Genomic DNA, 12,960 nt, shown 5'->3' with positions numbered 1-12,960 from the left:
ATCCGTTCATCATCTGCATGATGTACTGTTTTAAAGGATGCATCTGTTTAAGATGCTGTTCGTTGAATAATTCTTAAAGAATTTTCAGGGTTGTTTTACTGTTCAGTTATCAGTGTTCAATATGCTTAAAGCCGCATGTCTGCTGGCCTGTAAGTCATTTGTTTTGTGTGTCGCTCGCGGCGACTTGATTATAATATCACCTGAGGTTATATATGTCAACACCTTTTTTTGATTTTTTTTAACTTTTTTTGACTTTTTTGTAATTAACAGGTCAGACTACAATATCTAGTGCCTCTATTAAGGTAAAAGCACTAGATACCAAAACAAAAACACTAGATATTTCAGACTGCCAATTACATAATTTTTCAAAAAAATGCATTTATATTTAATTAAACAATTCAAATTCAATTCATTTTTAATGTAATCTTAAATGTTATTAACTATTTAAGACCAATTGCACCTCTTGCCTCATCTGTTATTTCTCTTTGATATGCAATTTCATTTTCAATATTTCTTGCAACCTCATTGGCTGCATATGCTGCATCAACAACTTTATGAAGCACCTGTCCTACAGAATCTGCTTTATGTTTTTGGGCAACTGCATTGTCATATACATTTGTCATGGCATCAACTGTCTCACTAACTGAAGTCTGAACCTGTGCTATGGTATCAGTTATTTCTTTTGATGATTTTGCTGACTGTGCTGCAAGATTACGTACTTCACTTGCCACTACAGCAAATCCCCTTCCATGTTCCCCTGCTCTTGCTGCTTCTATAGATGCATTAAGAGACAGTATGTTTGTTTTATTGGAAATGTTGCTTATAACTGCTGCAAATTCTTCTATTTTGCCAGATAATTCTTTTAACTCATTGATTCTACCAGATGTCTCGGATACTATTTTGTTGAGATTATCTATCATTTCAAGTATTTCTTCGACACTGCCTATACTCTCTTTTACAAGATTAAGTGAAGTATCAGACGAATTAATCACGTCAAATGCATTTTTTTCAAGCTGTTCCTGTGAATTATCTAATCCTTCAAGTATGTTTGTCAGATTTTTTATCATTTCAGTATTGTCATTCTGATTTTCCACAAAAGCCCCTCCTTTGTCTTTCCATAAACTAAATATCGTTCTTATATCAGCTTAACCGCATCTTTAACACTGCTAATACCTATAAGATTTATTTTATCAGTTTTCTTAATATTTTTCAAGCACACCTGCGGAAGTATACAATTTCCAAACCCAAGCTTAACCGCCTCATTTATTCTTATCTGCGGCTGGCTTACAGCACGGACTTCTCCTGCAAGTCCTACTTCGCCGAAAACAATCGTATTTTCCATCATCGGCCGGTTCCTGAAACTGCTGACAAGTGCCATCACTATCCCCAGATCCATGGCAGGTTCATTTACCTTCATTCCACCTGCTATATTCACATATGCATCGCTTCCTGAAAGATGAATCCCTGCCCTTTTTTCAAGTACTGCCATAAGAAGATTCACACGGTTGTAATCAGCCCCCGCAGCTGTTCTTCTTGGCATTCCAAATTTAGAATCACAAACCAGTGCCTGTATTTCCACAAGAATCGGTCTAGTTCCTTCAAGAAGGCACACAACAACAGAGCCGGACGCTTCCTCTGGTCTTCCCGTAAGCATATATTCAGATGGATTGGCAACTTCAGCAAGCCCTTCCTGACGCATTTCAAATACGCCTATTTCATTAGTTGAACCAAATCTGTTCTTTACGCTTCGTAAAATCCTGTATGCGGCATTTTTATCGCCCTCAAAGTATAAAACTGTATCAACCATATGTTCAAGCATTCTGGGTCCTGCTACAACGCCTTCTTTTGTCACATGTCCAACAATAAATATTGAAATATTAAGACCTTTTGCAAGCTGCATAAGAACAGCTGTTGTCTCTCTTACCTGTGAGACGCTGCCCGGTGCAGCACCAACCTCTTCACGGTACATTGTCTGTATTGAATCAATCACAACAATCTGTGGTTTCACATTCTCAAGGACATTCTCTATTGTGTCAAGACTTGTTTCACAAAGCACCATAAGATTATCAGAAGCTTCGCCCACTCTCTGTGCTCTAAGTTTTATCTGACCAAGTGACTCTTCTCCCGAAATGTATAATACGCTGTTACCATTTTTTGCAAGATTGTAACACATCTGTAATAGTAATGTGGATTTTCCTATTCCGGGATCACCTCCGACAAGAACAAGCGAGCCTTCCACTATTCCTCCGCCAAGAACCCTGTCAAGTTCACATATATCTGTTTTTATTCTGTCAGTATCAGCTGCAGTAACCGATGACAGGCGAACAGGGGCAGCCTTTTTTACCCCTGCTGTTTCATGATATTTTGCATTAATATTTACAATACCTTTAACATTTTTTTCTTTTACCACCGGCTCTTCAACAAATGTATTCCACGCTTTGCATGACGGACACTGCCCTGACCATTTTGCAGACTCATATCCACATTCCTTACAAAAGAATGCTGTTGTTCTAGATTTTGCCATCAAATACTCCTTTTTTACTAAGAAAACTAAATCATGATGCTATAAAACAATTCAGTCTTCTTTGTTTTTCTAGGTAATTTATTTTTTTACTTTATATTTTTTATATTAAATATGGAAGCAGCAATTCACTGCTTCCATCCAAATTTTGCATTATTAAATCTATGCTCTCTTTACTTCTACCGAAACACCTTTGTTATCTGTGAATTCAACAGAAAGCACAAGCTTTCCGCCCATATTTGTTGTCATTGTTCCGGCATCCCCGCCATCAATTGAAATAGCATATGATGCACCCTCTTCAAGTTCGAGCGTAATCTGTGCATCTTCTTTTCCTTCGACTTCAAACTTTACTCCATCAGCAGATGCTTGAAAATTATTAACTGCTGTTCCGGGTACAGATTCGTATACAAATGAACCATTTTTCTCGAGTTTTGTAATCTCATTATAAGTTTTAACTTTATACATGTCTCCGCCATGTTCAAAATCTGATAACTTTGACTTTGTATCAAGCAAATAATTACCAAAACTAAGTGTTCCATCCTGTTCTGAACGAATCAACTCATTAACTACTGACATCTGTGTGTCCTCCTAAATGTATATTATAATTGTTTCCGTATTCACGTATCAACGATAAGCATATTATACAATAACATGTCGAAATATGCCAGCATTTTTTATTTATTAATGCCTCTTTTTAGTGAAAAATGTAATTTTCCATCTTTTACTGATACAAGTACCCTGTTTCCCTGTTTTACAGTTCCTTCAAGAATCTTTTCTGCAAGTGCATCTTCTATATCATTCTGTATAGTTCTTCTCAATGGTCTTGCACCGTACTTTTCATCGTATCCTTTGTCAACTATATATTTCTTTGCTTCATCATTAAGCTCAATGGAAATTTTCATCTGTTCCATTATACGCTTATTAACTTTCGCAATCATAATGTCAACAATACTTCCAATCTGTTCCTTGTTAAGTGCATGGAACACTATGATTTCATCAATTCTGTTGATAAATTCAGGTTTGAACAGTCTCTTGACTTCATCCATAACCTTTGTTTTCATATTTTCATGACGTTCTTTTTCATCTGTAACAGAAGCAAAGCCAAGTGTTTTAGGCTGCACAATATTTTGGGCACCGGCATTGGACGTCATTATTATTACAGTATTTTTGAAATCAACAACTCTTCCTGTTGAGTCTGTGATATGTCCGTCATCAAGTACCTGTAAAAGCACGTTAAATACATCAGGATGAGCTTTCTCAACCTCATCAAATAAAACTACCGAATATGGATTTCTGCGTACTTTTTCGGAAAGCTGGCCGCCCTCATCATATCCTACATATCCCGGAGGCGAACCTATAAGCTTTGAGACTGTATGCTTTTCCATAAATTCAGACATATCAACTCGTATAAGTGCTTCCTCGCTTCCAAACATTGCATCTGCAAGAGCTTTTGAAAGTTCAGTTTTTCCAACGCCTGTAGGTCCGAGGAAAAGGAATGAACCAATTGGCCTGTCAGGGTCTTTAAGGCCAACTCTGCCTCTTCTTATAGCTCTTGCTATTGAACTTACTGCTTCATCCTGGCCTATTACCCGTTTGTGAAGTGTCTCTTCGAGTTTCATAAGACGCTCTGATTCTGCCTCTGCAATCTTTGATACAGGTATTTTTGTCCATGAAGATACTACATCTGCAATTTCTTCTTCTCCGACATTAAGACATGCACCATTTCTTTTTTCTTCCCAATCATGCATAAGTTTTGCAAGTTTTTCTTTTTTCTTTGTCTGCTGTTTTTTTACTTCTCCTGCTTCCTCATAGGCCTCATTTTTAATTGCCTCTTCTTTCTTCTCATCAAGTTTCTTAATTTCTTCTTCAAGTTTCTTGATGTTATCAGGCATGACATATGCTTTAAGCCTTGTCTTTGAAGATGCTTCATCAATAAGGTCTATCGCTTTATCAGGAAGGAATCTGTCATTGATATATCTTTTTGAAAGTTTTACAGCAGCTACAACTGCTTTATCATCAATAGTTACATTATGATGTTCCTCATATTTGCCACGAAGACCCATAAGAATCTGAATTGCCTCTTCTTCTGTAGGTTCTTCTACTTTTACAGGCTGGAAACGGCGTTCAAGAGCAGCATCTTTTTCTATATATTTTCTGTATTCCTCAAGAGTTGTTGCACCTATAAGCTGTATTTCACCTCTCGCAAGCGACGGTTTTAAAATATTTGATGCATCTATAGCACCTTCTGCACCGCCTGCACCTATTATTGTATGAAGTTCATCAAGGAACAAAAGTATATTTCCGGCAGCTTTCACTTCACTGATAACTTTTTTGATTCTCTCCTCAAATTCGCCTCTGTATTTTGAGCCAGCAACCATTCCTGACAAATCAAGTGTAAGAAGACGCTTGTCTTTTATAGTTTCAGGAACATTTCCCTCTATTATTTTTGCTGCAAGCCCTTCCGCTATTGCTGTTTTTCCGACTCCAGGTTCACCAATAAGACATGGATTATTTTTTGTACGTCTGCTAAGAATCTGTATAACTCTGTTAATCTCTTCTTCTCTTCCTATTACAGGGTCAAGTTTTCCCTGTCTTGCAAGCTCCGTCAAATCCCTGCTGTACTGGTCAAGTGTCTGTGTAGAAGTTTTTCCTTTCTTTGTTTTGCTGTGAAAATCTTCCTTGTAGCTGTTAGCATCTTCTCCCATTGCAATAAGGATATCAACATATAATTTTTTGATATTTACACCTATCGTATTGAGAAGCCTTGCAGCCACGCACTCTGATTCTTTTATTATTGAAATAAGAATATGTTCTGTTCCAATCAGGTCAGCTTTAAATCGTATAGCTTCCTTCGCCGAATTTTCAAGTATACGGCGTACTCTCGGTGTATATCCTGTCGGCTCTTTTACTCCGACTGCACCTTCAGGTGCTATAAGCTGGTATACAAGATTTATTATTTTTTCATCTGTAACATCATATTCAGCAAGCACAGCCGAAGCAAGACATTCTTCTGTCTGTATAAGGCCTATAAGCAGATGCTCTGAGCCAATATAACTATGTCCGAGCATAACTGCCGCCTCTGACGCATGGTCTAGTGCTTCTTGTGCTTTTTTTGTAAATCTGCTCTGCATATATACATCCTTTCATTAAACTTAATTTTATTATATATCAGTCATCGTATAACAGGAAGATTATCTCTTATAAATTTTGCCCTGTATTCTTCAATTTCTTCAGGTGACATATCACTGTCATTCATCAATGCAAGATTCGCAGGCATTACGCCTATCATAAGCTGATAAACACAGAATTCATTTTCCATATCAGTCCCGATAAGCCCCTGTGCGAGTCCCAGCCTTATCTGCGAAAGCAATAACATTGCATCGTTAAGTGACAGTTTTCTTGCATATCTTAAAACACCATATGAACGATATGCTATATCTGAAGCACTTAATCTTTTGTTAAGTACATATTGTTTTCTAAGCGTTCTTTCCTGGCTTATAATCTGATTCGCAATATGTGTGAGGTTATCTATTATTTCTTTTTCAGAAACACCCAGCGTAATCTGGTTGGAGAGTTTATATATATCCCCATAATTTTTTGAACCGTCACCATATACGCTTCTTAATACAAGCCCAAATCTGCCAACTTCTGATGCAAGTCCGGATATCCTGTTATTTCCTGCCAATGCCGGGAGATGAAGCATATATGAAGCTCTCATTCCTGTTCCGACATTTGACGGACATGTTGTAAGATAACCATACTTCTCATCAAAAGCATAATCCGTCACTGAATCTATAGCATCATCAACTTTATCTGCAAGTTCAAACGCCTTCTCCATATCCATTCCCGGAGCATATGCCTGAATTCTGATATGGTCTTCTTCATTAAGCATTATTGATATATCTTCATCTTTTGAAACAAATCCCGCCGCCTGCTTCTGTCCTAAAAGAAAATTGCTTATAACATGCCTTTCCTTCATAGCCTGTTTCTGATATTCATCAAGCGTTTTGAAATTATAGCTGCTGTAATCTTTTACTATATCAAGACTGTTTATTGCCTCACTAAGTTCATCTATCATCTTTACAGCATCATTTTCAGTAAGTTTCAGTGAAAAATTATATTTTTTCACATTCCTTGCCAGCCTGACACGGCTTGATATTACAACATCACTTTCTTTTCCGTTCGTCTCAAACCATCTAAGCATTACCGCCACCTTCTTTCAGCTTTTTTATCTCATCACGGTAATGGGCAGCATCTTCAAAATTTTCCAGTTCAACTGCCTCTTTTAATTTTGCATTGAGTACAGCTATCTCATCAAGCAGGTCATTTCCATGCTGTGCTGTTTTGTTTGATTTTTTCCCTTTGTGTTCAACGCTTCCATGTAATTTTTTTATATTATCTTCTATAAGCGGTCCAAAAACATCATAACAGTCCGCACAGCCGAATTTACCTATGCGGATAAACTCCTGATATTTCATGCCGCACTTGGGACATTTCACATTCATCATAGGATTATCCTGCTCCTGCGTACTTCTGTTTGACGCCGCAAGCAGTCCTGTAAGAAGTCTTGCAAAAGGAAAATCAGCAGAAGGTGACTCGGCAAAACCTGTAAGTCCCATTTTTGCTGCACACTCGCTGCAAAGATGATGCTGCGTCATAATTCCGTTTACAACTTCAGTATAATGAAATGTTGCCTCATTTTCATTACAATTCTCACATAACATAATTAATATTTACCTTCCTTTTTAAGCAAAAATATCGTTCCGAAATATGTTACTCCCGCTACAACAAACGCACACATAAGTGCAACTATATTAATATGACATGCACTATACAACAGTTTATATGTCAGGCTTACAGCTATTCCCATTATAACAGAACAGCATAACGGTATCAGAAATGTCCTGATATATTCCAGGTCATAATCAATATATTCTTTAAGAGACTTTAAATTCAATATGAAAATTAATATTGGAAATGATGCATTTCCGATTACTATACCATAAATTCCAAGTCTTGACCATCTAAGCATAAAATAGACAAGCACAATATGAACAACAAGTGAGATAAGTGAATGTTTTACCGGAACATTCATTTTGTCAATTCCCTGTAATGCAGAACTTGTAACAGTTGCAAGTGTATAAAACACTACAGCAATTGCACCTATTTTAAGCATCATGGCACCCTGTGTGCTGTTATATCTCGAAAATAAAAGCTGTATAATCGGCTTTCCAAGCGTTACAAGTCCGACAAATGATGGTATTGCTATAAACATATTTGTCTTTATTGTCTGTGCTATCTTATCTTTAACAGACGCATTATCCCCCTGTGTATATGATGCTACAATGCTCGGAAGCATTGAAGCCGACATTGCTGATGCAACACCCTGCGGAATTCCTATTAACAAGCTGTAGCTTGAACTGAAATTGCCTAAATCTGCTTTTATATTTGATGATATGTTTCTTCCAACCATAATATTAGAAAACATGGCATCATCTATAACCGCACTAATCTGATATAGTGTCTGTCCAAGTATTATAGGAATCATCGTTATAATAATTGTTTTGTATACATCTTTATCAGAATGTACAGAACTTACTTTGTCCTTTTTTATCATCCGCCTGAATGTAGGTCTGTACAGAATATATATTACTACGAGAAGTATAAGTCCTGATAATGCACCAAATGCAGTACCCATTGTTCCACCGGCTGCTCCATATGCAGCTGTCTCCACGGAATTCTTATATGCACTTGTAAGCAAATATGCTGCAAGAATACTTACTACAGCATTCATAACCTGCTCTACAAGCTGTGAAACAGCCGTTGGAATCATTGTTCCCTGGCCCTGATAAAATCCTCTCATAACGCCCATTATGGCAACAAGGAATATTGTCGGAGCAAGAACTCTTAACGGAATTGCAAGTCCCGGAACACCTCTGTATAATTTTTCAATTACTCCTGCACCAAAAAACAGAATAAGTGCCGCAGCACCACCTGTACATATTGATACTGTCAACGAACATCTGAACACCTGTGCCGCATTCTTATACTGTTTCGTTATAAATCTTGCTGAAATAAGCTTTGAAACCGCCATCGGTAGTCCATATGACGACAAAACAAGCATTATATTGTATATATTATATGCAACACTGTAAATACCATTACCTTCACTGCCTATTATGTTCATAAGTGGAATTCTGTAAAACATTCCTATGATTCTTACTATAATTCCGGCCATCGCCAGAATTCCGCCATGAACAAGAAAGTTTCTTTTTTTATTTTCTGCCATTAGTATCAAGCCTTTCACATTTTTTCATGTTTTAAACAAGAAAGCACAAGGCAGCAGGAATTCCCTGCTGCCCCTTTACTAATTAAGTATAAAATCTGCTACATACCATGCACCATTTGTCTTTACGTAAGTATATGTTACTGATGTATTGTATGTTTTATTGCCATCTTTCCAGTCTACATATAAATCATAGTAAACATCACATGAGAAGCAGTTATCTGAATACTTTCTGAAATTGGAAATATTCTCATTATTAAATTCATATGTATATGTTTTTCCATAAAGATAAGCCCATACAGCCGGAATATCACTCATATATTCATTGGCATATCCAACCATACGTTTTGTAAGTGAGCTGAGACTTCCTCTGTTTATTATGTACTTGCCGTAATTTCTTGCAATACCCATAATATCATCTTTCATCTGCGAAAGCAATTCTTCATCCTGAGGATATTCTATTGTATACGCATTATTTTTATTTGTAATCTCAAGCTGGTTTCCGGACATCTCTGCTTTAATTTCAGGTTTTGCAATAAGTCCTGACACTTCATAGATTGTTCTTAAAGGCTCTGAAACATAAGAAGCAACATGTTTACATGGCGAAAATTCCACATCGTCCTGTTTTATATAGTTGTCACTTACCTCCACGCCATTAATTGAGACTTTGCTTCCCTTAGGTGCACTGATAGTAATAGCATTGTTTGTTGATTTGTCTGAATAATCGTCAAATGAAATGCTTCCAAGCTTCCACTTTGTAAATTTGAATCCATTTTTTCCATCTTCCTGAAGCGATACTTTTGCTATTGCTGTATCACCGGCATACACTACATATACAGGATTTGATTCTGAATATTCCCTGTTTTTCTTTTTATATGTAATCTGCTCAGTGCCAAGTTTTCCTTTAAGATACTCTGCAACTTTCTCATTCGTCTCAAATTCATTAGCTTTTACACCGCTGTCGTTAAGAAGCTTTTCAACATTATCTGCAGTAAACTTCTTTGTTATTTTATCCATTGCATATGTCGGCCTGCCCTGCTCATAATCTTTGATAAATACATAAAGAACACTCCAGCATATAATCATGGCAGCTGCAAGTATTCCTGAATATATAAGAAGGAATCTTTTAAACTTTGACATATTTTTTCTTTTTTTCTTTTTATTCATCATTGCCACTCCTTATATTTTATTTAACAAGCCATGCTGTTGGACATGTTCTTGGACCTGTAGGCGAATAAGGTGTATTTATTACTTCTCCTTCATAATACATCTGTGTTGATGTGCCACCATCCATTACTGAAGCATTGACCGCACCATACTGAAGCATTATATCCTGTAAATCCGAGAATGAAGCTCCAAGGCTGTTTGCCATACGTCCGTCAATAGCAAGAAGAATTATAGAGCCGTCCGAGGTCTGTCCAAGTGCTGTACGTGGATTAAGACCACCGCCTGTACCTGATACATCCTGTGCCTCGCCATTAATTATAAGGAATGGTCCGATACTGTTGCTGATGCTTACACAGTCGCGGATATTATTCTGTTTTGCCTGTTCTGCTGTCATATTACCTACGACAAGCTTATTATCAAATGTTATACCCGTAACATGATATGTTGAACCATTGTTTCCGTTAACCTGTTCACCATTAATCATAACAAGTCCAATCGGCATGCCTGTATATGTTGTCTCACCATCTACGAACTCACCGCCATTTACGCCACCTACTGCATCATATCTTTTTGCAATATCAGCAACAACTTGTCCATTTCCCTGATGAAATCCTTCTATTGTTCCTACAAAAAGTCTTGAAGGGTCCTTGATTTTCATAAGTTTTCCACTATATGTTGAACCTTTAACATCAATTATCTCGATATCAGGAACTTCTGAATTATCTTCTGTATCAATACTTACAAGACTTGTATCTGTAACTTCATCTGTATCCTTAATTGAATTGGCAGCCTTGATTGCATCTATCTCTTCCTGCGAGCAGAAAATATTAGCGAGGAATCCTATCGCACTCGTCTCCTGCACAGACAGTACAAACTGATTTTTTGCTGTCTTTGAAGGTCCATATACAAGAACCGCCATAACTCCGTAGAGCCATACTATAATAAGTGCAAGTGTAATGCCTATTGTTGCCGCAACTCTTCCAACCCATGTAAGTGCTCCGGCTTTTTTCTTTTTCTTTGATCTGCCACTTTTCCCGCCTGTTTTTTCTTTTTTATTCACGGGAATTTTTCTTGATTCTGATTCTTCATCCATGTAATCAAACAATTCAATTTCTTCGTTGTTTTCGTTACTCATAAAATTCTCCATTTCTTTTATATTTAAAGTTTAATTATGCTTAAACACCCATCTTCTCTGTATCTGGAAGCTTATCACAAAAAGTATTGTATCTATTATAGCTTTTGCCACAACCGTAAGTACCTGCCCAAGCGACAATACACTTGTAACAAGGTATACAAGACCATATGAAACACAAAGCTGACATGCACATAAGATATAATATCTCACAATTGATGACTTGACGCCACTCTTTGAATTAAATACCGCTTTTCTGTTAAATGTATAGTTAAAAAGTGATGATATAATTCTCGCACCGAGCGTAGCAGTAAATATTCTTATGCTTCCGTCAAGTTTTCCAAACATCAATGCACTGATAAGAGCAAACATTGCCAGATCAATCACGGATGATGCAATTGAGCTGAATAAAAACTTAAAAATAACACCATATATTTTCAATGAGTCCTTGATAGGATTAAAATGAGTTGATGCATTTTCTTCAATATATACAGTTTCTATCTGAACTTCCACAAAATCTATATGGCTCTGCTTGAATTCAAGAAGCATGTTAGTTTCATATTCAAATCTTTCACCTTTTACTTTATCAAACAATTCAAGATACTGTCTGGGTATTGCTCTTAATCCGGTCTGGGTATCTGATATATTAAGTCCACATGCAAATTTAAACACAAAACTTGTCATGTTATTTCCGAATCTGCTCTTAAACGGTACGTCTTTTCCCGAAAAATTTCTTACACCAAGAACAACTTTATCTTTGCACTCTGCCATTTTCTCACAGCATTTCAGGATATCTGCCGCCTTATGCTGATTATCTCCGTCAACAGTAACAACCCCGTCTATATCAGGTCTGTTTTTAATGCAGTATTCAAATGCAGTTTTAAGACCGCGTCCTTTACCTTTATTTACCTCATGCGTAAGAATTGTACATTCCGGATAAGCTGATACATGTTCAAAAGGCTCCATATGATTTTCATCACTGCCATCATTTACCAGAATAATATCATCAAAGCCAGCCTCTCTTAATGAATCTACAACACATATTAGTTTTTCATCAGGATTTAAAGAGGGAATTATAACTGATACTTTCATTATGTAATCTCCATTTCTTTACACTAAAAGTCTGAATAAACATTTTTTATGTCTATATTTATCCTTATGTAATTTAAATAAGCCAAATTAGATAATATAACAATATGATATTATTTGCAATTAATTTTTAACAAATATAATATCAACTTTTTATTTTTTATAGTAACATACACAAGCCATATCTCATATTATTTTATTGTAAATGATTTCCGGAGGAATTTAAAATGAGTGATTTAGCAGCAACAAACTGTGGTGGATGCAGTGACTGCAATGGCGGATGCTCTTCTTGTTTCTGGATTATCTGCCTTCTCCTTCTCTGCGGCGGCTGTGGCAGCGGCAATAGCACTTTCGGAGGATGCGGATGCGGCAATGACAGCTGTACATGGATTATCCTTCTTCTGTTATTCTGTGGTGGAGGATGCGGCAACAACGGTTTATTTAGTAACAACGGCTGCGGATGTGGATGCGGCTGCAACTAATCCTTATGTTGCAGACACATTCTTAAATATACCAGATATTTATTAAAAGGGGCATCGCACTAATTTCTTAGTGCGATGCCCCTTTCTCTATGTTGCAGGCGTACCTGCGTCTTTCTTTTTTCTCATCTCCTCAACACATGCACCATCCACTTCATAGATTGTCGTTTCATCAACTATCACGATATTCTTATCTTCCATATTGGTTACGCCTTATTGTCATTCTCAATATATTATATTCATAACTTCTTATTTACCGCATATATTATTATAGATTTTTTAAGGA

General features: G+C 36.7%; 11 protein-coding genes. 1 reads left to right on the top strand and 10 read right to left on the bottom strand.

The genetic code is table 11. The features are described from left to right. Positions 1–440: 440 nt before the first annotated feature. The 10 genes from H8S01_RS06110 to H8S01_RS06065 form a co-directional block, all read right to left on the bottom strand. Positions 441–1,094 carry a methyl-accepting chemotaxis protein gene (locus H8S01_RS06110; RefSeq protein ID WP_021866977.1) on the bottom strand — a complete coding sequence of 218 codons (654 nt, stop codon included), beginning with the start codon at positions 1,092–1,094 and terminating at the stop codon, positions 441–443. 41 nt (positions 1,095–1,135) lie between these two features. Then, a complete protein-coding gene (gene radA, locus H8S01_RS06105) occupies positions 1,136–2,524 on the bottom strand; it encodes a DNA repair protein RadA (RefSeq protein WP_186836544.1) in 1,389 nt (462 codons plus the stop codon). A 159-nt stretch (positions 2,525–2,683) separates the two neighbouring features. Next, on the bottom strand, positions 2,684–3,097 hold the full coding sequence (locus H8S01_RS06100) for an endosialidase (protein ID WP_186836543.1): 414 nt from the start codon (positions 3,095–3,097) through the stop codon (positions 2,684–2,686). A 98-nt stretch (positions 3,098–3,195) separates the two neighbouring features. Beyond that, a complete protein-coding gene (locus tag H8S01_RS06095) occupies positions 3,196–5,652 on the bottom strand; it encodes an ATP-dependent Clp protease ATP-binding subunit (protein WP_021866974.1) in 2,457 nt (818 codons plus the stop codon). 41 nt (positions 5,653–5,693) lie between these two features. Further along, on the bottom strand, positions 5,694–6,725 hold the full coding sequence (locus H8S01_RS06090; protein WP_021866973.1) for a protein arginine kinase: 1,032 nt from the start codon (positions 6,723–6,725) through the stop codon (positions 5,694–5,696). Beyond that, positions 6,718–7,245 carry a UvrB/UvrC motif-containing protein gene (locus H8S01_RS06085; RefSeq protein WP_021866972.1) on the bottom strand — a complete coding sequence of 176 codons (528 nt, stop codon included), beginning with the start codon at positions 7,243–7,245 and terminating at the stop codon, positions 6,718–6,720. Before H8S01_RS06085 ends, H8S01_RS06090 begins: the two co-directional genes overlap by 8 nt. Positions 7,246–7,247: 2 nt before the next feature. Then, complete coding sequence (locus H8S01_RS06080; protein ID WP_207723027.1) at positions 7,248–8,810, bottom strand: putative polysaccharide biosynthesis protein; 1,563 nt, start codon at positions 8,808–8,810, stop codon at positions 7,248–7,250. Between the two features lie 78 nt (positions 8,811–8,888). After that, positions 8,889–9,977 carry a hypothetical protein gene (locus H8S01_RS06075; RefSeq protein ID WP_021866970.1) on the bottom strand — a complete coding sequence of 363 codons (1,089 nt, stop codon included), beginning with the start codon at positions 9,975–9,977 and terminating at the stop codon, positions 8,889–8,891. Positions 9,978–9,993: 16 nt separating this feature from the next. Next, on the bottom strand, positions 9,994–11,109 hold the full coding sequence (locus tag H8S01_RS06070) for a phosphodiester glycosidase family protein (RefSeq protein ID WP_243204227.1): 1,116 nt from the start codon (positions 11,107–11,109) through the stop codon (positions 9,994–9,996). 30 nt (positions 11,110–11,139) lie between these two features. Continuing rightward, a complete protein-coding gene (locus H8S01_RS06065) occupies positions 11,140–12,198 on the bottom strand; it encodes a bifunctional glycosyltransferase family 2/GtrA family protein (protein WP_021866968.1) in 1,059 nt (352 codons plus the stop codon). Positions 12,199–12,422: 224 nt separating this feature from the next. Here H8S01_RS06065 and H8S01_RS06060 point away from each other — a divergent pair, with 224 nt between their 5' ends. Next, positions 12,423–12,677 (top strand): chorion class high-cysteine HCB protein 13, encoded by a 255-nt coding sequence (locus H8S01_RS06060; protein WP_186836542.1) that lies wholly within the window; start codon positions 12,423–12,425, stop codon positions 12,675–12,677. The last annotated feature ends 283 nt before the right edge of the window (positions 12,678–12,960 follow it).

This window comes from Lachnospira hominis (ex Liu et al. 2021) (genome assembly GCF_014287955.1).
Taxonomy (GTDB): domain Bacteria; phylum Bacillota; class Clostridia; order Lachnospirales; family Lachnospiraceae; genus Lachnospira; species Lachnospira hominis.
Note: the sequence above shows the minus strand (reverse complement) of the source record. Positions and strands in the feature narration are given on the sequence as shown.

What these genes read in the sequence shown, in the direction of transcription:
- H8S01_RS06085 (WP_021866972.1), bottom strand. Translation starts at nt 7,245, where the DNA reads ATGTTATGTGAGAATTGTAATGAAAATGAGGCAACATTTCATTATACT.
- H8S01_RS06100 (WP_186836543.1), bottom strand. Translation starts at nt 3,097, where the DNA reads ATGTCAGTAGTTAATGAGTTGATTCGTTCAGAACAGGATGGAACACTT.
- radA (WP_186836544.1), bottom strand. Translation starts at nt 2,524, where the DNA reads ATGGCAAAATCTAGAACAACAGCATTCTTTTGTAAGGAATGTGGATAT.
- H8S01_RS06095 (WP_021866974.1), bottom strand. Translation starts at nt 5,652, where the DNA reads ATGCAGAGCAGATTTACAAAAAAAGCACAAGAAGCACTAGACCATGCG.
- H8S01_RS06060 (WP_186836542.1), top strand. Translation starts at nt 12,423, where the DNA reads ATGAGTGATTTAGCAGCAACAAACTGTGGTGGATGCAGTGACTGCAAT.
- H8S01_RS06075 (WP_021866970.1), bottom strand. Translation starts at nt 9,977, where the DNA reads ATGATGAATAAAAAGAAAAAAAGAAAAAATATGTCAAAGTTTAAAAGA.
- H8S01_RS06065 (WP_021866968.1), bottom strand. Translation starts at nt 12,198, where the DNA reads ATGAAAGTATCAGTTATAATTCCCTCTTTAAATCCTGATGAAAAACTA.
- H8S01_RS06070 (WP_243204227.1), bottom strand. Translation starts at nt 11,109, where the DNA reads ATGAGTAACGAAAACAACGAAGAAATTGAATTGTTTGATTACATGGAT.
- H8S01_RS06080 (WP_207723027.1), bottom strand. Translation starts at nt 8,810, where the DNA reads ATGGCAGAAAATAAAAAAAGAAACTTTCTTGTTCATGGCGGAATTCTG.
- H8S01_RS06090 (WP_021866973.1), bottom strand. Translation starts at nt 6,725, where the DNA reads ATGCTTAGATGGTTTGAGACGAACGGAAAAGAAAGTGATGTTGTAATA.